Raw genomic sequence first — 20633 nt, 5'->3', positions numbered from 1 at the left:
CCGCGCTGAAAAGGGCAGCGGGACGACGCAGGGGCGCTTGATCGCCCGATGTCGTGTGACGGCCCGCATCCTGCATGCGTTGCATGAGGATCACGCTAAAACTGTCTGAACAATCGCTATTTTCCGGGGCGGATTTGCGTGCTAGCGTTTCCCCCGTGACCCGGACGGCAAAGATTCGGGCACGTCGAGGCAGATAGAGGCAGTGTCCCGTGGATATTCGACGGTGGAAGTTCGCCCGTATCTGGGCGGTTGTTTTTCTGTGCCTGGTGGGGGTTCTGGCCCCCCATGCAGGCCATGCGCAACCCTATGCGGCGCTGGTGATCGACGCGCGATCCGGCCAGGTGCTGCATGAAACGAACGCCGATGCGCGCCTGCATCCCGCGTCTCTGACCAAGATGATGACGCTCTACCTTGCCTTCCAGGCGGTCGAACGGGGCGAGATCACGATGGACACGCTGGTTACGGTGTCATCGAACGCCGCCAAGGAACCGCCGTCCAAGCTGGGGCTGCGCGCCGGGCAGAAGATCGCGCTGCGCTATCTGGTGCGCGCCGCGGCGGTGAAATCCGCCAACGACGCCGCCACCGCCATAGGCGAGGCGATATCGGGTTCCGAACAGGCCTTCGCCGCACGGATGACCGCGACGGCGCAATCGCTGGGCATGACCCGCACGACCTTCAAGAACGCCAACGGCCTGACGCGCGAAGGCCATCTCAGCACCGCGCGCGACATGACCCTGCTGGGCCGCCGCCTGTTCTGGGATTATCCGCAATATTACAACCTGTTCAGCCGCACCTCGACCGATGCCGGGATCGCGCCGGTGAACAACACCAACCGCCGCCTTCTGGCTGCCTACAAGGGCGCCGACGGCATCAAGACGGGCTATACTTCGGCGGCGGGGTTCAACCTTGTCGCATCGGCCGAACGCGGATGCGAGCGGGTGATCGCCACCGTCTTCGGCGGCCGGTCCACCGCGCAGCGCAACGCCAAGGTGGCCGAACTGATGGATCTGGGCTTTTCGCGCATCACCAGTTGCGCCGCTGCCCCGCAATTCGATCGCGCGCCGCGCTATGACGCGCCGTCGCTCGTTGCGTCGGCCGTGCGCGTGGCGCCTGTTTCCGTCGCCAGCACCGCGCGGCCCGCGCCCCGGCCTGGCAGCGTGTCGGCGCCGATGATGGCGGCGAACGCCGCGCCCGTCATGCCGGGCGGCGTGCAGATCGCGCTGGCCAGCGCCGCCGCCCCCGTCGCGCGCCCCGAAGACGTGCTCGAGGTCGTCACCCGCGTCTCGACCAGCGGCGGGCGGCACTGGGGCATCAATCTTGGCCGCTTCGGATCAAAGAGCGAGGCCGAGCGCATCCTGCTCAAGACCGCCCTGGTCGAGATCGGGACACTGGACGATGCGCTGCGCAAGGTCGTCCCGCAGGGGGGCGGATACGACGCCAATTTCGTCGGCATGTCCGAGGAAATGGCGTCGCTGGCCTGCCGCAGGCTCAGCGCGCGCAACATGACCTGCTCGACCCTCGGACCGGGCTGATCAGGCGTCCGCGCGCCGCCAGACCCCGTCCTGCCGGGTGAAGGCCGCGTCCAGAAAGGGGCGGAAATCGTCCCCCTCGTCGTCCTGCCAGGTCTGGACGGCGATCCGCCGGCGATCCGCCTCGATCAGGTTGAAGGTGTTGCGGTCGCCGCGATGACGGCTCGACAGGCCGGTCCCCGCCTGCACGAACAGCAATCCCTGCGCCAGCCCGAACGGCGCGGTGATCGTGTGGTGCAGATGCCCCGACAGCACCATGTCGGCCCCGCATTCCTGCAAGGCGGCCAAAGCGGGTTCCGCCCCGCGCATCAGCCGCTTGTCCACGTCCTGACCGTGTTCCAGCGGATGATGCAGCACCACGATCCGCACCCGGTCGCCCGCATCCGCGAAGGCGTCGCAGACCCGCGTCACCGTGCGCCGCGACATCCGCCCGCGCTGCCACGAAAACCGGTTGACGGTGTTCACCCCCGCCAGCACCGCCGCGGGGGTCTCCATCACCGGCTCAAGCTCGGAGTCGATGGCATCTCGATACCGCGCCCAGGGCCGCAGCATGCGGATCCAGATATTGTCCAGCGGCGTGTCGTGGTTGCCCGGAACGCTGATCACCGGCTGGGCGATGCGATCGACAAAGGCGCTGGCCCGCTCGAACTGGCCGATCCGGGCGCGCTGGGTGAAGTCGCCCGAAATCGCCACGACATCGGGCGCCAGCGCGTCGATCCGCGCCAGCAGCGGGTCCTGCAATTCGGGACGGTCGCGGCCGAAATGCAGATCCGACAGATGCAGCACCCGGATCACGGCAGCACGATCCGCAGCGGACGGTCCGACATGCGGAACACGAAGGGCGACACGGCGCGCGTCTTCTCGCCGTCATAGGCCAAGAGCGCGCGGGGGCGGCGCAGCGTGACCTCCATCTCGCGCGCGGGGACGAAATCGTATTCCCGCCCCGCCTCGGCGCGGCCGGTCGCCAGCCGCCAGGCCAGCCGGAACAATCGCGCCCGCGTCTCGCCCTTGGCGATCAGCACCGCGAAGGCGTCGTCGTGGATCGCGCCCGCGCCCTTCAGGCCGAAACTGTCCAGCTGATAGATCGACCGCGCGACGAAGATCAGCGCCGTCCGCACGCGGATTTCCCGCGCGCCCCCGTCGATCCGCAGCACCGCGTCCATCGGGCGCTGGAACCGCAGGAAGGTCTTTGCGACGGACCAATGCGCCGCGATCCGGCGACGCCCCCAGCGGCGATAGACCGTTTCGCGTTCCTTCAGGATGGCGGGATAGACGCCGAGGCTGGCATTGTTCAGGAACGGTCTGCCATTGGCGGTGCCGATGCGGATGTCGCGCGCGCCGCCCGCCAAGATCTGGCGCGCGGCTTCCTTCGGGTCTTCCGACAGCCCCAGACCGCGCGCGAAGAAGTTGAACGTGCCCAGCGGCAGCACCGCCATCGGCACGTTGCGGCCCAGCATCGCGCCCGCCACGGCCATCGCCGTGCCGTCGCCGCCTGCCGCGACGATCAGGTCGGCGCCGTCCCCCACGGCGCGATCCACGATGCAAGCGATGTCGTCATCCTTGCCCCATTCCACCAGCCGCGCGCCGTCGCCGAACGTCGCCAGCGCGTCCTCGATCGCGGCCCGGTCGCGCGAATTGCGGCCCGACTTGCGGTTGGCGATCACGCAGATCGAACGGCGGTCGGTCGGGTCGGTCGGCTGGTCCGGCATGATGGCTCCGTCAAGGTCGTGCCGCCCAACGCGGATGGCCGCCGGATCGTTGCCGCCCCTCGCCGTCAGGCCGCGTTTTCCGCCTTCAGATCGAACGCCGCGGCCATCAGCGCGCGGGTATAATCGGTGCGCGGCGCGTCGAACACTTCGGCCGCCGGGCCCGCCTCGACCACGTCGCCGCGGCGCATGACCATCACCTGATGCGCCATCGCGCGCACCACCTTCAGGTCGTGGCTGATGAACAGATACGCCAGCCCGTATCGCGCCTGAAGGTCGCGCAGCAATTCCACGATCTGCACCTGCACCGTCATGTCCAGCGCGCTGGTGGGTTCGTCCAGCACCACCAGCTTGGGCCGCAGGATCATCGCCCGCGCGATGGCGATGCGCTGGCGCTGGCCGCCCGAAAATTCGTGCGGATAGCGGTGCATCGTGGCCGGATCCAGTCCCACCTCGGCCATGATGTCGGCCACCATCTGTCGCTTGTCGCGCCCCGGCTCGACCCCGTGGATGCCCAGCCCCTCGGCGATGATCTCCTCGACCGTCATGCGCGGCGATAGTGAACCATAGGGATCCTGGAACACGATCTGCATGTCGGCGCGCAGGGGCCGCAACTGCCGCGAGCGCAGGCCCTGGATCGGCCGCCCGACGAAGGCGATGTCGCCCTCCGACGCGATCAGCCGCATGATCGCCAGCGCCAGCGTCGTCTTGCCCGACCCCGATTCGCCGACGATGCCCAGCGTCTCGCCCGCGCGCACCGACAGCGTGGCGTCGTTCACCGCCTTGACGTGCCCGACCGTGCGCTTCAGCAGCCCGCGCTGGATCGGGAACCACACACGCAGCCCGTCGGTCCGCACGATCACCGGCGCGTCCGGCGCCACCGGCCCCGGCAGCCCCGTCGATTCGGCCGCCAGCAGCATCCGCGTATAGGGGTGCTGCGGGTCGCCGAAGATCCGCGCGGTCGGCCCCCGTTCCACGATCTCGCCCGCCTTCATCACGCAGACACGGTCGGCGAATTTGCGCACGATGGTCAGGTCGTGCGTGATGAACAGCATCGACAGCCCCTCGCGCCGCTTCAGATCCGCCAGCAGTTCGAGGATCTGCGCCTGAATCGTCACGTCCAGCGCCGTGGTCGGTTCGTCGGCGATCAGCAGGTCGGGGCCGTTGGCCAGTGCCATCGCGATCATCACCCGTTGCCGCTGTCCGCCCGACAATTGGTGCGGATAGGCGCCCAGCCGGCTTTCCCCGTCATGGATCCCCACCTTGTCCAGCAGGTCCAGCACCCGCGCGCGCGCCTTGTCGCCGCGCAGGCCCTGATGCAGTTCCAGGCTTTCGGTCAACTGCCGTTCCAGCGTGTGCAGCGGGTTCAGCGAGGTCATCGGTTCCTGAAAGATGAAGCTGATGTCGTTGCCCCGGATGCGGCGCAGCGTGCGCTCGGGCGCGCCGACCAGTTCCTCGCCGTCGTAGCGCACCGATCCCGTCACCGCCGCCGATCCGGCCAGCAGGTCCAGCCCCGCCAGCGCCGTCACCGACTTGCCCGATCCGCTTTCGCCCACCAGCGCCACCGTCTCGCCGCGCGCGATGTCGAAGGACACGTCGCGCACCGCGTGGGTTTCGGCCCCGTCCTGACGAAAGCGCACGTCCAGGCCGCGGATGGACAGCACCGGCGTCACTGGAACGTCTTTCGCGGATCGAAGGCGTCGCGCACCCCCTCGAAGATGAAGACCAGCAGCGACAGCATGATCGCGAAGGTGAAGAACGCGGTGAAACCCAGCCACGGCGCCTGAAGGTTCTGCTTGGCCTGCAACGTCAGCTCGCCCAGCGACGGCGCAGACGACGGCAGGCCGAAGCCCAGGAAATCCAGCCCCGCCAGGGTCGAGATCGTGCCGGTGATGACGAAGGGCAGCATCGTCACCGTGGCGACCATTGCGTTGGGCAGCATGTGGCGGAACATGATCGTGCCGCTGCCGACGCCCAGCGCGCGGGCGGCGCGGACGTATTCGAAGTTGCGCGCGCGCAGGAACTCGGCCCGCACCACGCCCACCAAAGCGGGCCAGCCGAACAGCACCGAGATGAAGACGAGGATCCAGAAACTTCGATCAAGGATCGCGAACAGGATGATGATGACGAACAGCGACGGCGTGGACGACCAGATCTCCAGCACCCGCTGGAACGCCAGATCCGTCCAGCCGCCGAAATAGCCCTGTACCGCCCCCGCCGCGACCCCGACCAGCGTGCACAGCACCGTCACGATCAGCGTGAACAGGATCGACAGGCGGAACCCGTATAACACCCGCGCCGCCACGTCGCGCGCCGTGTCGTCGGTGCCCAGCAGGTGATCGCCGTCGGGCGGCGACGGGGCCGCGCGGCCGATATCGTTGATCGTGTCATAGGAATAGGGGATCGGCGGCCAGATCATCCAGCCCGGCTGCGCGCCCTCGGCGACCGCGCCTTCGGCGATCACCCCTTCGGGATCGTCGAAGCAATCCTCCAGTCCGCCGCTGCGGATCAGGCATTGCACCTCGATATCCTTGTAAACCGCTTCGGTCCTGAAATCGCCGCCGAAGGCCGTTTCGGGATAGAAGCTGAAGATCGGCATGCGCCATTCGCCGTCGAAGCTCAGCAGGATGGGTTTGTCGTTGGCGATGAACTCGGCGAACAGCGAGCACGTGAAGATCGCCGTGAAGATCACCAGCGACCAGAACGCCCGCCCGTTGCGGCGGAAATTGCGCCAGCGCCGCCGGTTCAGCGGCGACAGGAACGGCCGGCGCGACGCGGGGGCCACGGGCGGCGGCGCGTCCTGTCCGGGGCTGGGCTGGATGGGGGGCGTCACGATGCCGGGTTCGGTCGGCTCGGCCGGGTCGTGGGGGATGCGGTCGGGGCGCGTCACCTCAGCCCTCCCGCCGTTCGAAGTCGATGCGCGGATCGACCAGCACATACATCAGATCCGACAGGATGCCAACGATCAGCCCGATCAGCCCGAACACGAACAACGTGCCGAAGATCACCGGATAATCGCGCGCCACCGCCGCCTCGAATCCCAGCCGTCCCAACCCGTCGAGCGAGAAGATCGTCTCGATGATCAGGCTGCCGCCGAAGAACACGCCGATGAACACCGAAGGGAACCCCGCGATCACGATCAGCATCGCGTTGCGAAAGACGTGCCCGTAAAGAACCTTGCGTTCCGACAGCCCCTTGGCACGCGCGGTCGTGACGTATTGCTTGCGGATCTCGTCCAGAAAGCTGTTCTTGGTCAGCAGCGTCAGCGTGGCGAAGGCGCTGATCGTCGAGGCCAGCACCGGCAGCGCGATATGCCAGAAATAATCGACGATCCGCGCGGGCCAGCTCAGTTGCGCCCAGTTGTCCGACGTCAGTCCGCGCAGCGGGAACCACTGGAAATAGCTGCCCCCCGCGAACAGCACCAGCAGCAGGATCGCGAACAGGAATCCGGGAATCGCATAGGCCACGATGATCAGCGCGCTGGTCCATGTGTCGAACGAACTGCCGTCGCGCACCGCCTTGCGGATGCCCAGCGGGACCGACACCAGATAGGCGATCAAGGTGGACCACAGGCCCAGCGTGATCGACACGGGCATCTTTTCCAGCACCAGCTCCATCACGCTGATCGACCGGAAATAGCTTTCGCCGAAATCGAAGCGCACGTAATTCCACAACATCCCCAAGAACCGTTCCAGCGGCGGCTTGTCGAAGCCGAATTCGCGTTCCAGTTGCTCGATGAACTCGGGCGGCAGGCCGCGCGCGCCCACGTATTCGCTGGACCCGCCGCCGATATCCGCGTCGCCGCTGCCCCCCGAAATGCCGGCGAACACGTCGCCTTCGCCTTCCATCGTGGCCAGGATCTGCTCGATCGGGCCGCCGGGGACGAACTGCGTCAGCGTGAAGTTGATGATCATGATTCCCAGCAGCGTGGGCACGATCAGCAGCAGCCGGCGTAGGATATAGGCGCCCATCGGGGTGCTAAAGCGCGCCGGACGCCTTCAGCGCCTCGGCCTTCTCGTCCAGGTACCACCAGAAATCGAGGTTGCCCAAGCCATAGGGCGGCAGCGGTTCGGGATAGTCGAAGATGTCGTAATAGGCGACCCAATAGCGCGGATTGTACCAGACCGGCACCATGAAATAATCGGCCCGCATGATCCGGTCGATGCCGCGCACGGCGGCCTGCATGTCCTCCAGCGTGTCGGTCTCGACCAGCCGCTCGATCAATTCGTCCACCGCCGGGTTGCAATAGCCCGCGGGGTTGAACACGTCGTCCCGATCCTCGCAGCCATAGCGCTGGCCGATGCCCAAAGCCTCCTCCAGCCCGTTGGTATAGCCGTCGAAGATCATGTCGAAATCATGGTCGCGCACGCGGGACGTATATTGCGCGTCGTCGATCCGGTTATAGCGCGCATCGACGCCCAGCCGCTTCAGGTTGTCGATATAGGGCAGGATGATCCGGTCGAAGCTGGGATTGTTCTCGATGAACTCGATGGTCAGCACCTCGCCGTCCTTGCGGCGCAGCCCGTCGTCGCCCGCGATCCAGCCCGCGTCCTGCAACAGGGCGCTGGCTTCGCGCAGGTTGCCCCGGTCAAGCTGCCGGTCGCCGCTTTCGTGCGGCAGCACGGCGGGTTCGGTCAGGATCGCGTCGTCGATCCCGTCGCCCAGCGTCTGCAACAGCTCCAGCTCGCGCCCCTCGGGCACGCCCTTGGCCTGCAAGTCCGAATTCTGCCAGAACGATTCGCGCTGCTCGAACAGCGCGTATTGCAGCGTGTCGTTCGTCCATGTGCCGTTATACATCAGCCCCAGCGCCCGGCGGACGCGCACGTCCTGCAACTTGGGCTTGCGCAGGTTGAAGACGAAACCGCTGGCCACCGGCAGCGATCCGTCCGGCAATTCCGCCTTGACGATCGCGCCGCTGTCGATCCCCGGAAAGTCGTATTGCGTCGCCCACGCGATCGAGCTTGTCTCCTGCCGGAACGTATAGACGCCCGCCTTGAACCCCTCCAGCGCGGCATTGGTATCGGCAAAGAACTCCACCCGCAGCGTGTCGAAATTCCACCGCCCGCGATTGATCGGCAGATCGGCGCCCCAGTAATCGGGGTTGCGCGTGGCGACGATGCGGCGCGGCACCTCGACCTGCGTGATCATGTAGGGGCCGGTGCCGGGCGGCTGGGTCAGGCGCGATTCGTCCAGCCGCGCGCCCGTCTCCTCGAACCATTTCTTCTGAAACACGATGGATGCGCCGGCCTGGCTTATCATCCCCTTGCGCGGCAGATCGGGGTTGAAGGTGAACTTCACCCGGTGCGGCCCCAGCGCCTCGACCTTGTCGAACATCTGGCTGACCGCGGCGGCGAAGGACGAAAACCCCTGCTCGATGAACAGGTTATAGGTGAACACCACGTCCTCGGCGGTCATCGGGGTGCCGTCGGAAAACGTCACGTCGTCGCGCAGGTTGAAGATCACCCAATCCAGCGTCTCGGGATATTCCAGCGTCTCGCACAGCAGGCAGTAGGACGCATAGGCGTCGTCGTCCGTGGTCGTCATGATCCGCTCGTAGGGCAGGACCGAGAACGCCGGCGACCGGCCCTTGCGCGAATAGGGGTTCATGCTGTCGAACGTGCCGCGCGCCCAGGTGGCCATCTCGCCGCCCTTGGGGGCGTCGGGGTTGACATAGTCCAGATGCGCGAAGTCGGGCGGATACTTGATGCCGCCCAGATCGGAATAGGCATGCGCGGTGACGATGGCGGCGTCGTCCTGCGCCACGCCCGGCCCCGCAAGGGCCAGCGCGGCGGCCAGCCCGGTCAGCAGGCGGCGCAGGGGCGGTCGGGGCCGGTCGTTCATCGCGATCTCCGTTGCAGGTCCAGCAGGGACGCTAAAGCGGCGCCGCGCCAAGTCCAAATTGAAATCGCGTGACCGGCCCGTGCGGGGCCGCGATCAGCCGTCCTGCGTTTCCAGATAGGCGATCAGGTTCGCGCGGTCTTCGGCATCGGGCAGACCGTTGAAGCTCATCGCGGTGCCGGGCGCATAGCCGCGCGGATTTTCCAGAAAGTGGTTCAGATGGTCGGGCGTCCAGACATCGACGACCTTTTCCAGCGCGCCGGAATAGTTGAATCCCTCGGCCGCATCGACGGGGCGGCCGACCACGCCGTGCAGATAGGGGCCGACCGCGTTGGCCCCCGCTTCCAGCTTGTGGCAGGCCTTGCACTTGCCGAACACCCGCTCGCCCGCGCTGGGATCGGCCGAGGCCAGCAGCACCTCGAAATCGGGGCCTTCCTCGACGGGTTCGTCGCTGGCTTCGTCCTCGCCGGTGTCGATCACATAGGCCTGCATCTCCTCGCCGTGGCCGTCGCCCGAATAATAGATCCCTTCGGCGACCCAGCTTCCCAGCAGAAAGATCAGCAGGGCGCCGCAGAAACTGCCGACGATCTTGGTCAGTGTCATAGTGTCGAACATGCTTCACCCGCCTTGCGCCCAAATCGTGCACTCTCTATCCGCTTAACCGCGCCGCTTTCAAGCGATATGCGCCCGAAGGCCGCGTCGGTGCGGGGCAGGGGACACTATGACACAACGCATCGCCTTCCAGGGCGAACTGGGGGCCTATTCGCACCAGGCCTGCCGCGAAACCCGCCCCGACATGGCGCCGCTTCCCTGCCGCACGTTCGAGGACGTGTTCGCCGCCGTGCGCGCGGGCGATGCCGACCTGGGCATGATCGCGGTGGAGAACAGCACCTATGGCCGCGTGGCCGACGTGCATTCGCTGCTGCCCCGCTCGGGCCTGCATATCGTGGCCGAGGCGTTCGTTCGCGTGCATGTCAACCTGCTGGGCGTGCCGGGCGCCCGCCTCGAGGGCATCCGCGAGGCGCATGGCCATCCGGTGATCCTGCCGCAATGCGCGGGGTTTTTGCGCACCCACGGCATCGCGGGGGTGTCCAGCAGCGACAATGCCCGCGCCGCCCGCGAAGTGGCCGAGGTCCGCGATCCCGCCCGCGCCGCGCTGGCCTCCGATCTCGCGGCCGAAATCTACGGCCTCGATATCGTCGCCGCCCGGATCGAGGATCACGACACCAACACCACGCGCTTTCTGGTCATGTCGCGCGATGCCGACATGACCCGGCGCGGCGGCGACGGCATGATCACCAGCTTCGTCTTCCGCGTCCGCAACATTCCGGCCGCGCTTTACAAGGCGATGGGCGGTTTCGCCACCAACGGCGTCAACATGACCAAGCTGGAAAGCTACATGGTCGGCGGGCGGTTCACGGCGACCCAGTTCTACGCCGATGTCGAAGGCCACCCCGACGATCCGCCCCTCGCCCGCGCGCTGGAGGAGCTCGACTATTTCACCGACGAGATCACGCTTCTGGGCGTCTATCCCGCCGACCGCCGGCGGTTCTAGCCGCGCGGATGCGCCTTGGCATAGACATCCATCAGCCGCGCCGAATTGACCGACGTATAGGCCTGCGTCGTCGACAGCGATTCGTGGCCCAGCAATTCCTGGATCGTGCGCAGATCGCCCCCCGCTTCCAGCAGATGCGTGGCGAAGGAATGGCGCAGCGCATGGGGGGTGGCCGTCGCGGGCAGGCCAAGCTGCATCCGCGCGCGTTCCATCGTGCCCCTGACGATGCGCTGGTCCAGCGCGCCGCCCCGCACGCCCCGGAACAGCGGGCCGTCCACGCCCAGCGGATAGGGGCAGATCGCCGCATAGCGCGCCACCGCCCGCGCGGCGGCGGGCAGCACCGGCACCAGCCGGTCCTTGCCGCCCTTGCCGCGGATGCGCAGCGTCTGGGGCAATTCGGCGTCGGCCCCCGTCAGCGACAGCGCCTCCGAGATCCGCAGCCCGCAGCCCCATAGCAGCGTCAGCACCGCCAGATCCCGTGCCGCGACCCAGGGGCGCGACGCCTGCGAATCGACGCTGTCCAGCATGGCGCGGGCCGAATCCACGTCCAGCGGGCGCGGCAGCCGCCGCCGGAACCGGGGCGACCGCGCCGACAGGATCACGCTGGGATCGAACCCTTCGCGCCGCGCCGCCCAGCGGACGAAATTGCGCACCGCCGATAATTCGCGCGCCAGCGACCGCGCGGCGATGCCGCGTCCCCGCTCGGCCGCCATCCAGGCGCGCATGTCGCCCACGGTGACGGCGGCCAGCCCCCCGGCGGTCGCCAGCCCGCCCAGATGGGCCTGCATGAACGCCAGAAACCCCAGCACGTCGCGGCGATAGGCGTCCAGCGTCGCCCCCGCCGATCCGTCCAGCGCCGACAGGCCGTCCTGCCAGCGCTCGACCGCGTCGCGCAGGGCGGGCGCGATCATGCCAGCCAGCGCCGCAGCACCCGTTCCAGCGTGCCGGCGAAGAATTCCAGCAGGTCGGTCCCCTGTCCGGGCGCGAATTGCTGCGCCTCGCGCGATCCCAGCAGCACCGCGCCGGGCAGGCGTCCCGGCCCCAGATCCAGCGTCAGGATCGCTTCGGACAGGATGCCGCCGCCCGCGCCGCCCGGCATCCGCGCCGACGCCGATCCCCCGTCGCGCAGCGTGACGCGGCGGGGCGCTGCGCCGCGCGGCGTGTCGGTCAGCCGCGCGACGGTGCCCGGCGCCACCGCCACCAGCATCCGCCCCGACAGCCCCGGCGCCCCGGTATCCAGATCCGTTTCCGTCTCGAGGATCAGCCGCAGGTCGGCGGCGCGCAGCGCCTCGCTGACGGGGCCTTCCAGCGTCGCCAGAAAGCCCGGAAAGCTGGGCGGATCCAGCAGAGACAGCACCGCGCGGTGGATCGTCCGCGTGCCCGACAGGTTGTCATAGGCCGCGGCGATGACGCTGCGGTGGGTTTCCTCCAGACAGTCCAGCCGCTGTTCAAGCCGCCGCATGGCCAGCCCGCGCAGGTCGATCACGTTGTCGCCCGCCTGCCGGTCGCTGGCCGCGACGAGCGCGCGCATCACGTCCATGTCTTCGAGAATCACGTCTGGTTCGCGCAGGATCCGCTCGCGCAGATCCGCGTTGCTCGCGGGTTCGCCCATATGCCTCGTCCGTTTTTGTTGTTCTGTTTCGGACGACACTACACGGGGCGCGGGGGCGGGCGCAAAGGGGCAATGCACGATCCGCCCCGATGGCGCGCCCCGGTCACAGCTTGCCGGTCACAGCTTGGCGGTTAGGGGGGGTTACAGGATCTTCTGTCCGGTGCTGGCCCAATCCTTCAGGAACGCCTCGACGCCCTTGTCGGTCAGCGCATGCGACACCATCGCCTTGATGACCGCGGGCGGCGCGGTGGCGACGTCGGCCCCGATCAGCGCGGCCTCCTTCATGTGGTTCGCCGTGCGGATCGACGCCGCCAGGATCTGCGTGTCGAAATTGTAGTTGTCATAGATCGTGCGGATATCGCCGATCAGTTCCATCCCGTCGATGTTCAGATCGTCCAGCCGCCCGACGAAGGGCGAAATGAACGTGGCCCCCGCCTTGGCCGCCAGCAGCGCCTGGTTGGCCGAAAAGCACAGCGTCACGTTCACCATGCGCCCCTCGTCGGTCAGCACCTTGCACGCGCGCAGCCCTTCCCAGGTCAGCGGCACCTTGATGGCGATGTTGTCGGCGATCTTCGCCAGCTCGCGGCCCTCGGCGATCATGCCGTCGGCGTCGGCGGCGACGGTCTCGGCGCTGACGGGGCCGTCCACCATCTCGCAGATCTCGGCCGTGACCTCCTTGATGTCGCGGCCCGACTTCATGATCAGCGACGGGTTGGTGGTCACGCCGTCCACCATGTTCAGCGCGGCAAGCTCGCGGATGGCGTCGGTATCGGCGGTATCGACAAAGAACTTCATGGCCTGTCCTTCCGGTTGGATCGTGCCGTCATTACACTGGAAGGGGCGCCGTCGAAAGGGCGCAGCGCGGGCCGGAACGGCGGGATTCGGGTATTTGAAGAAAGATGATGACACGCGGTTCGACGGGGCCGCGCCGGTCGCGGTCCTGACGACCCAGCCGCTCGACCGGCTGCTGGATTACCGCGCGCCCGAAGGCGGCTGCGCCGTCGGCGATTTCGTCGAGGTGCCGCTGGGCCCGCGGCGGGTGACGGGTGTGGTCTGGGGCGCGGCGCAGGGCGGCTGGGACGAATCCAGGCTGCGCGCCGTGGGTCGCGTTCTGGACGTGCCGCCGATGCGCGCGCCGATGCGCGCCTTTCTGACCCGCGCGGCCGACTACACGCTGACGCCGCTTTCCGCGATGCTGCGTCTGGCCACCCGCGCGCCGGGGCTGGGCGACGCGCCCGGCATGCGCAAGGTCTATGCGATGGGCGCCGGGCAGCCCGACCGCATGACCGACGCCCGCGCCCGCGTTCTGGCGGTGCTGCGCGATCACGGCGGCCTGGCCTTCACCTTGCAGGACCTGGCGCGCATGGCCGGCACCGGCACGGGCGTGATCAAGGGGCTGGTCGCGCAGGGCGCGGTCGAGGAACGCGAAAGCCCCCGCGACACGCCCTATCCCCGCCTCGATCCCGCGCTGCCGGGGCGCGCGCTGTCGGACGATCAGGCCGAAGCGGCCGCCGCCCTGCGCGCATCCGTGCGGGGGCGCGTCTATGCCACCACCCTGCTGCGCGGCGTCACCGGCTCCGGCAAGACCGAGGTCTATCTGGAAGCGGTCGCCGAATGTCTGGCGCAGGGGCGTCAGGCGCTGGTCCTGCTGCCCGAGATCGCGCTGACCGCGGGCTTCATCGACCGGGTCGAGGCGCGTTTCGGCGCGCGTCCCGCCGAGTGGCACAGCGGCGTCACCGCCACCGAGCGCCGCCGCTGCTGGCGGATGGTGGCCGAAGGGGGCGCGCAACTGGTCGTCGGCGCGCGCTCGGCGCTGTTCCTGCCCTTCGCCGATCCGGGCCTGATCGTCGTCGACGAAGAACACGACACGTCCTACAAGCAGGAGGACGGCGTGCTCTATTCCGCGCGCGACATGGCCGTCCTGCGCGCGTCGTTCGAGGATGCGCAGGTCGTGCTGGCCTCGGCCACGCCGTCGCTGGAAACATGGGCCAACGCCCAGGCCGGCAAATACGCGTCGCTGATCCTGCCCGCGCGCTACGGCACCGCCGTCCTGCCGCGAATGCGCGCCATCGACATGCGGGCCGAGGACGTGCCGCCGGGGCGCTGGATCTCGCCCAGCCTGCAATCGGCCATCGCCGCGCGGCTGGATGCCGGCGAACAATCGCTGCTGTATCTCAACCGGCGCGGCTATGCGCCGGTCACGCTCTGCCGCGCCTGCGGCCAGCAGATCGGCTGTTCGCAATGCGACGCCCGCATGGTCGAGCATCGCTTTCGCGGCCAGCTCGTCTGTCATCAATGCGGCGATACCCGCCCCGTGCCCCATGCCTGCCCGTCCTGCACGGTCGAGGGCAAGCTGGCCGCCATCGGCCCCGGCGTCGAACGCATGGCCGAGGAAGCGGCGGCGCTGTTTCCGGATGCCCGGATCGAGGTTCTCAGTTCCGACCTGCACATGACCGCGGGCGATCTCAAGGCGCGGATCGAGTCGATCGCGGCGGGCGCCGCCGACATCGTCGTCGGAACGCAGCTTGTCGCCAAGGGCCACAACTTTCCGCTGCTGACGCTGGTGGGGGTGATCGACGCCGATCTGGGGCTTCAGGGCAGCGACCTGCGCGCCGCCGAACGCACGTTTCAACTGATGCGGCAGGTGGCGGGCCGCGCCGGCCGCGCCGACCGCGCGGGCGAGGCGATGCTGCAAACCTTCCAGCCCGAACATCACGTCATCCGCGCGATCCTGTCGGGCGACGAGGACGGGTTCTGGCGGGCCGAGGCGGCCGAACGCCGCGCCGCCGGGATGCCCCCCTACGGCCGGATGGCGGGCATCGTGCTGTCGGGCACCGATTTGCAGGCGGCGTTCGACACCGGCACGCGGCTGGCGCGCGCCGACGATCCGCTGCGGCGCATCGGCGCGCAGGTCTGGGGGCCGGCGCCCGCGCCCATCGCGCGCATCCGGGGGCGGCACCGCGTCCGGCTGCTGGTCAAGGCCGACCGATCCGCGCCGCTGCAACCCGCGCTGGCCGAATGGCTGGCGCAGGTGCGTCCCAAGGGGGATCTGCGGATCAGCGTCGATATCGACCCGCAAAGCTTTTACTAGGGCTTGCGTGCGCCGCTCTTGCCGGGGGGGACGAACCGGCGCGACGTGTCGCTGGCGCGCGGCGCGGGCTTGCCCGCCGGTTTGCCGCCCGGCTTGGCACCCGGTTTGACGAACGCCTTGCCCCCCGGCCGCGCGGGCTTGCCGCCCGGCTTGCCGTAAGGCCAGGCCGCCCCGCCCGCAGGCTTGTCGCCCGGCTTGCCATAGGGCCGTGCCGGCTTGCCGCCCGCCTTCGCGTAAGGCTTGCCGCCCGGCTTTGCGCCCGGTTTCCCGGAGGGCTTGGCGCGCGGCCGGTCCGCCGCCGCCCGGTCGCCGCCCGTCTCGCGGTCCGCCTCGGGCCGGTCGCGCCGGGGTTCCTGAACCTTGGCCAGCGGGCCGTCCCCGTCGGGCGTCCAGCGCGCCTTGCGGTCTTCGGGGCTGCGCCGGGGCAACGGGGCGGGCGCGGTTTCCGGCACTGGCGCAGGCACTGGCACTGGCCTGGACGCGGGGCGCGGCCTTGCGGCAGGGGCAGGGCGCGCATTCGGCCCCTCGGCACGGCGCAGCGCAATGTCGTCCTCCAGCTTCATCGCCGGGCCGACAGCGGCCAGGAACCCGTCCAGCGCGCGGGCCGAGATCTCCACCAGCGTCTGGTTGGGCTGGACGCGGATCGCGCCGATATCGTCCTTGGAAATGTCGCCCGCCCGGCACAGCAGCGGCAGGATCCAGCGCGCCTCGGCCCGCTGGTTGCGCCCGACCGACAGCGCCACCCATCCGCCGCTGTCGAAGGGCGCGCGTTCGGGCCGGGCCGCGCGCGCGTCGGGCGCGGCCAGATCCTCGGGCGCGGAATGGCGCAGCCGCCACAACCGCAGATAGGCGGCGGCGATGGCGTCGGCGTCGTGCGCCGCGACCAGCTTGGCCGCAAAGGCGCGTTCGCCGGCGCTTGCCGGTTCCGACCAGACCGGATCCGCCAGCAGCCGTTCCTCGTCGCGCGCCACCACCTCGTCGGCCGAGGGCGGCACCGTCCATTCGGCGGTGATGCGCGCGTCCTTCAGCAGCCGCTCGGCCTTGCGCTCGGCCTTCATCGGCACCACGATGGCGCTGATCCCGCTGCGGCCCGCGCGTCCCGTCCGCCCCGACCGGTGCAGCAGGCCTTCGGCGTTCGATGGCAATTCGGCATGGATCACCAGGTCGAGGTTCGGCAGGTCGATGCCGCGCGCCGCCACGTCCGTCGCCACGCAGATCCGCGCCCGCCCGTCGCGCATGGATTGCAGCGCGTGGGTGCGCTCGGTCTGGCTCAGCTCGCCCGACAGCGACACCACCGAAAAGCCGCGATTGGTCAGCCGCGCCGTCAGCCGCGCCACGGCAGCGCGGGTATTGGCGAAGACGATGGCGCCCGGCGCCTCGTAGAACCGCAGGATGTTGATGATCGCGTTCTCGGCGTCGTGCGGGGCGACCTGCATCACACGGTATTCGATATCCGCATGCTGCCCGCCCCGCGTCGCCGTTTCCAGCCGCACCGCGTCGCGCTGATACTTCTCTGCCAGCCGCGCGATGCCCGGCGGCACGGTGGCCGAAAACATCAGCGTGCGCCGCGTCGCGGGGGCGGCGGCCAGGATGAATTCCAGATCCTCGGAAAATCCCAGATCCAGCATCTCGTCCGCCTCGTCCAGCACCACCGCGCGCAGATCCGACATCTCGATGCTGCCGCGCGTGATGTGGTCGCGCAGCCGGCCCGGCGTCGCCACGACGATATGCGCGCCGCGTTCCAGCGCGCGGCGTTCGTCGCGCATGTCCATGCCGCCGACGCAGGCCGTCACCACCGCGCCCGCCGGCGCGTAAAGCCACTGCAATTCGCGCATCACCTGCAACGCCAGTTCGCGCGTCGGCGCGATGACCAGCGCCAGCGGGGCGGCGGCGCGGTCCAGCCGCTCGGCGCCCTCCAGCAGCGTCGGCGCGATGGCGATGCCGAAGCCCACCGTCTTGCCCGATCCCGTCTGCGCCGACACCAGCAGATCCGACGCGGCCAGATCCGCATCCGTCACCGCCTCCTGCACGGGCGTCAGGGTGGCATAGCCGCGGTCGGCAAGCGCCGTGGCAAGCGGGGCGGGGATCTGCGGCATCGGGGCCTCCGGCAGGGGAAACGATGCGCTTAGTCCCCGCCGCCCCCGTTGTATAGCCCCCGCGCCGCCCCTCGCACCCTTTTGACCGCCCGGCGCTGGCGCGGCGCGCGCCTGCACCTATATCGCCATCACCCCCCGAACGGAGTCTTTCATGTTCAACCTTCTGCGTTCCAAGTCCGAGATGGTAGCACCCGGCGATGCGCTGCCCGGCCGCCCCGATCCCATTCCCACCGCCAGCACGCATGACGTGTTCGACCGTCCCCTCACCGACAAGGTGCCCGAGGGGATGGAGGTCGCGATCTTCGGCATGGGCTGTTTCTGGGGGGTCGAGCGGATGTTCTGGAAGCTGCCGGGCGTCTGGCTGACGATGGCGGGCTATGCCGGCGGCCACACCCCGAACCCGACCTATCAGGAGGTATGCAGCGGCCGTACCGGCCATAACGAGGTGGTGCGCGTCGTCTACGACCCGTCGGTCGTCACCTACGACGACCTGCTGCGCGTCTTCTGGGAAGGCCACGATCCGACCCAGGGAATGCGTCAGGGCAACGATCGCGGCACGCAATACCGCAGCGGCATCTATGCGACGACCGACGCCCAGCGCCGCGCCGCCGAGGACAGCAAGCGCGCCTTCGCGCCCAGGCTCAAGGCGGCCGGTTACGGCGACATCACGACCGAGATCGTCGATGCCCCGCCCTTCTATTTCGCCGAGGATTATCACCAGCAATACCTGGCCAAGAATCCCGGCGGCTATTGCGGCATCGGCGGCACCGGCGTCGCCTGCCCCATCGGCACCGGCGCCACGACCGGCGCCGCCTGACGCGCGCGCGGGGCGATTGACCCGCCCCGCCGCCTTGCCTATCGCGGTCCCGACACGACCCCGAGGACCGCGATGCCCACCTGGACCGCCCTGACCACCCTGCCGGACGAGGCGTCGGCGATCGCGCTCGGCGACGCCTTGGAACGGCTCGACCCCGCGCCCGAAGGCGTCGGCGTGTTCGAGATGGAGGACGGATCGTCCCTCTGGGAAGTCGGCGGTTATTTCACCGCCGCCCCCGACCGCACCGCTCTGGCCGTGCTTCAGGCGGCATTCGGCGCGCGTCCCTTCGCGGTCAGCGAACTGCCCGAAACCGACTGGGTCGCCAAGGTCCGCCGCGAACTCGCCCCGATCGAGGCGGGGCGCTTCTTCCTATACGGCAGCCACGACGCCGACCGCGTGCCGGACGGGCGCATCGCCCTGCTGGTCGATGCGGCGATGGCCTTCGGAACCGGCCATCACGGCACGACGCAGGGCTGCCTTCTGGCGCTCGACCGACTGATCGACGCGGGCATCGTCGGCCGCAATGTGGCCGATATAGGCTGCGGCACCGCCGTTCTGGCGATGGCGGCGGCGCGGGCCTGGCCGGACGCGGCGGTGATCGCGTCCGACATCGACGCCGTGGCCGTGGACGTGGCCCGCGCCAACGTCGCGCTGAACGCCCTGTCGGATCGCGTCGCTTGCATCGAGGCCGCTGGCTTCGACGCCGCCGATCTCGCCGCCGCGTCCCCCTTCGATCTGGTCTTCGCCAACATCCTAAAGGCGCCGCTGATCGACCTCGCGACGCCGATGGCTCGTCACACCGCGCCCGGCGGCCATGCCATCCTGTCGGGCCTGCTGAACGAACAGGCCGACGAGGTTTCCGCAATCTACGGATCGGCCGGCTTCGCCCCCGTCCATCGCCGGCAGATCGGCGACTGGACGACGCTGACGGTCAGGCGGGCGGACTAGCGCGCAGCCCATGGATCAGGGCCGCGATGATCGAGCGACCGGTGATTCAAAAGACCCTGCCATCCGCATGCCGTTCGTCGAATGGCGTTGTCGCGCCCATTATCGCCAGTTAGCCGTCATTTCGCTTCTGCTTTTCGGCTTCCGTAACGAGAAGCGCAAGCACTGGCTACCCGTTTCTCAAGCGCCATGCCCGTTCAATTGACGCAATGCAAGATCTCATGAAAATTTCGCGGGTTACAAAAAGTAGACTGCCAACTTCGTGATACATCGCCTCGGCGTATCCAGAATAGAGACGGCCATAAGCATCGAATACAATACTATCCTCTCGCAAATGCTCGAAGGATGAAAAGCGAAGGTTGTGAGCGGCGTGGTTCCTTATATTCTTGATGGCCTTCAAGTCTTCACAGTCATTGGCATCCGACAAAACAGCTGCCTTTTCCAGTTGGTTAATTTTTCCACCAAGCGTCTTATGCACGATGTCATTCGGAAGTTTCAACCGGATGATTTCACCAAGTGCGATCTCCAACAGTGCACCCCAGACGAGAACAATGCCCCGTGGTGTGCCGCGCGAGTTCTCAAGGTTGGCTTCTTCAAGTCCCTGACCCAAGAAACTAACCGTTTCTGGCGTCAGGCTCACTTCCCTTGGATTGTTCACCGTAAAATAATCGTAAGCGAACCTACCGTTCGGGTGAATTTTGCCAAACTCACCGGCTCGCAAGCGTTTATAAAGGGATCGGCCATGCGGTTCGGGGTCCGTTGCCGACGCAGTAAACGGGAGATCGTGCTTGCAATGGTTAAGCTTTACCCAACAGTTTAAGCAATATGCGACCTCCGTTTCGCTGACGTCGTAAGCGTTCTCAATCTGGTAAGGTATTTCGATCATAGATAGAACACTGTAGCCCTATTAACTTGCTAGCAAGCGACAAAGCGACTTAGCGTCCAGCGGCGTCGGACGCTTTACGGTGTCCATGCAACGAACGCCCATTCTGTTTCACATAGTGGCCGTTCATCCAAGAAACGTCGATGTTTAAGTCTACCCGATCACAGGTTCCGCCTCGCAAAAAGCGCAACTCCCCGCGAATCCGTGCCGGGCAGGCTCGTCTCGGTGACGATCCGCCCGCCCGGCACGACGTTCTTCGCCCTCAGCGGCGGCGCGCCACCGTGTCGATCTCGTCCCGCGACAGGCCGATATCGCGCAACTCGTGCGTCGATAGCTGGTTCAGCGCCCGGCGGGTGCGGCGCTCGGCCGCGCGGTCCGACAAGGACGTGAAGAAGCGCGCGACTCCCGTCGCGATGGTGGTCGATAGGGCGGGTGCGGTCGAACGGTGCATGTCATAGATCGCCATCGCGAAGTCCTCTGTCGAAGGGGACCGACACGGCCCCGGTTGCGGATCGCCCGGCCCTAGCCAGGCCGGATGCCGAAGGCAATGGCCGAAATGTC

At 68.1% G+C, this 20633-nt stretch carries 18 protein-coding genes; 5 read left to right on the top strand and 13 right to left on the bottom strand.

Annotated elements, in window-relative coordinates:
* The first annotated feature begins 209 nt into the window (after window positions 1–209).
* Window positions 210–1532 (top strand): D-alanyl-D-alanine carboxypeptidase family protein, encoded by a 1323-nt coding sequence (locus tag OCGS_RS06635; RefSeq protein WP_007426463.1) that lies wholly within the window; start codon window positions 210–212, stop codon window positions 1530–1532.
* Here OCGS_RS06635 and OCGS_RS06630 read toward each other — a convergent pair whose 3' ends face one another.
* From OCGS_RS06630 to OCGS_RS06600, 7 genes are all read right to left on the bottom strand, one after another.
* A complete protein-coding gene (locus tag OCGS_RS06630; protein ID WP_007426462.1) occupies window positions 1533–2324 on the bottom strand; it encodes a metallophosphoesterase family protein in 792 nt (263 codons plus the stop codon).
* The gene (locus tag OCGS_RS06625; protein WP_007426461.1) at window positions 2321–3238 is read right to left on the bottom strand and encodes a diacylglycerol/lipid kinase family protein; all 918 of its coding nucleotides are present in this window, start codon (window positions 3236–3238) and stop codon (window positions 2321–2323) included. The genes OCGS_RS06630 and OCGS_RS06625 overlap by 4 nt, the downstream gene beginning before the upstream one ends.
* Window positions 3239–3303: 65 nt before the next feature.
* Window positions 3304–4908 (bottom strand): ABC transporter ATP-binding protein, encoded by a 1605-nt coding sequence (locus tag OCGS_RS06620; RefSeq protein ID WP_007426460.1) that lies wholly within the window; start codon window positions 4906–4908, stop codon window positions 3304–3306.
* A complete protein-coding gene (locus tag OCGS_RS06615) occupies window positions 4905–6125 on the bottom strand; it encodes an ABC transporter permease (RefSeq protein ID WP_007426459.1) in 1221 nt (406 codons plus the stop codon). The genes OCGS_RS06620 and OCGS_RS06615 overlap by 4 nt, the downstream gene beginning before the upstream one ends.
* Window position 6126: 1 nt before the next feature.
* On the bottom strand, window positions 6127–7206 hold the full coding sequence (locus tag OCGS_RS06610) for a microcin C ABC transporter permease YejB (RefSeq protein ID WP_007426458.1): 1080 nt from the start codon (window positions 7204–7206) through the stop codon (window positions 6127–6129).
* A gap of 7 nt (window positions 7207–7213) precedes the next feature.
* Entirely contained in the window at window positions 7214–9076 is a 1863-nt protein-coding gene (locus OCGS_RS06605; RefSeq protein WP_007426457.1) for an extracellular solute-binding protein, read from the bottom strand.
* 93 nt (window positions 9077–9169) lie between these two features.
* Entirely contained in the window at window positions 9170–9688 is a 519-nt protein-coding gene (locus tag OCGS_RS06600; RefSeq protein ID WP_007426456.1) for a c-type cytochrome, read from the bottom strand.
* Window positions 9689–9794: 106 nt separating this feature from the next.
* Between OCGS_RS06600 and OCGS_RS06595 the strand changes: the two genes are divergently transcribed.
* Window positions 9795–10628, top strand: a complete 834-nt coding sequence (locus OCGS_RS06595) for a prephenate dehydratase (RefSeq protein ID WP_007426455.1) — start codon at window positions 9795–9797, stop codon at window positions 10626–10628.
* On the opposite strand, the gene OCGS_RS06590 is transcribed toward OCGS_RS06595, so the two are convergent.
* The 3 genes from OCGS_RS06590 to fsa all read right to left on the bottom strand — a co-directional run bounded on the left by OCGS_RS06590 (window position 10625) and on the right by fsa (window position 13035).
* Window positions 10625–11539: a tyrosine recombinase XerC gene (locus OCGS_RS06590; protein WP_007426454.1), complete on the bottom strand. Its 915-nt coding sequence runs from the start codon at window positions 11537–11539 to the stop codon at window positions 10625–10627. The two genes, OCGS_RS06595 and OCGS_RS06590, sit on opposite strands and share 4 nt — an antisense overlap.
* Window positions 11536–12240: a DUF484 family protein gene (locus tag OCGS_RS06585; RefSeq protein ID WP_007426453.1), complete on the bottom strand. Its 705-nt coding sequence runs from the start codon at window positions 12238–12240 to the stop codon at window positions 11536–11538. Before OCGS_RS06585 ends, OCGS_RS06590 begins: the two co-directional genes overlap by 4 nt.
* Before the next feature lie 141 nt (window positions 12241–12381).
* Window positions 12382–13035 carry a fructose-6-phosphate aldolase gene (fsa, locus tag OCGS_RS06580; RefSeq protein WP_007426452.1) on the bottom strand — a complete coding sequence of 218 codons (654 nt, stop codon included), beginning with the start codon at window positions 13033–13035 and terminating at the stop codon, window positions 12382–12384.
* A gap of 94 nt (window positions 13036–13129) precedes the next feature.
* On the opposite strand from fsa, the gene OCGS_RS06575 reads away from it, so the two are divergent.
* On the top strand, window positions 13130–15331 hold the full coding sequence (locus OCGS_RS06575) for a primosomal protein N' (RefSeq protein ID WP_007426451.1): 2202 nt from the start codon (window positions 13130–13132) through the stop codon (window positions 15329–15331).
* Here OCGS_RS06575 and OCGS_RS06570 read toward each other — a convergent pair.
* Window positions 15328–17427: a DEAD/DEAH box helicase gene (locus OCGS_RS06570; RefSeq protein WP_007426450.1), complete on the bottom strand. Its 2100-nt coding sequence runs from the start codon at window positions 17425–17427 to the stop codon at window positions 15328–15330. The genes OCGS_RS06575 and OCGS_RS06570 overlap by 4 nt on opposite strands.
* 151 nt (window positions 17428–17578) lie before the next feature.
* Here OCGS_RS06570 and msrA point away from each other — a divergent pair, with 151 nt between their 5' ends.
* Entirely contained in the window at window positions 17579–18244 is a 666-nt protein-coding gene (msrA, locus tag OCGS_RS06565; protein ID WP_007426449.1) for a peptide-methionine (S)-S-oxide reductase MsrA, read from the top strand.
* A 72-nt stretch (window positions 18245–18316) separates the two neighbouring features.
* The gene (locus tag OCGS_RS06560; RefSeq protein ID WP_007426448.1) at window positions 18317–19192 is read left to right on the top strand and encodes a 50S ribosomal protein L11 methyltransferase; all 876 of its coding nucleotides are present in this window, start codon (window positions 18317–18319) and stop codon (window positions 19190–19192) included.
* Window positions 19193–19358: 166 nt separating this feature from the next.
* Here the strand turns inward: OCGS_RS06560 and OCGS_RS15040 are convergent, their stop codons facing one another.
* Together OCGS_RS15040 and OCGS_RS06555 are read right to left on the bottom strand one after the other, a co-directional pair.
* Window positions 19359–20075 (bottom strand): hypothetical protein, encoded by a 717-nt coding sequence (locus OCGS_RS15040; RefSeq protein WP_156800982.1) that lies wholly within the window; start codon window positions 20073–20075, stop codon window positions 19359–19361.
* A 259-nt stretch (window positions 20076–20334) separates the two neighbouring features.
* Entirely contained in the window at window positions 20335–20538 is a 204-nt protein-coding gene (locus OCGS_RS06555; RefSeq protein WP_007426447.1) for a DUF1127 domain-containing protein, read from the bottom strand.
* Window positions 20539–20633 lie beyond the last annotated feature (95 nt).

Origin of the sequence: Oceaniovalibus guishaninsula JLT2003 (genome assembly GCF_000299575.1) — a bacterium.
GTDB lineage: Bacteria > Pseudomonadota > Alphaproteobacteria > Rhodobacterales > Rhodobacteraceae > Palleronia > Palleronia guishaninsula.
Note: the sequence above shows the minus strand (reverse complement) of the source record. Positions and strands in the feature narration are given on the sequence as shown.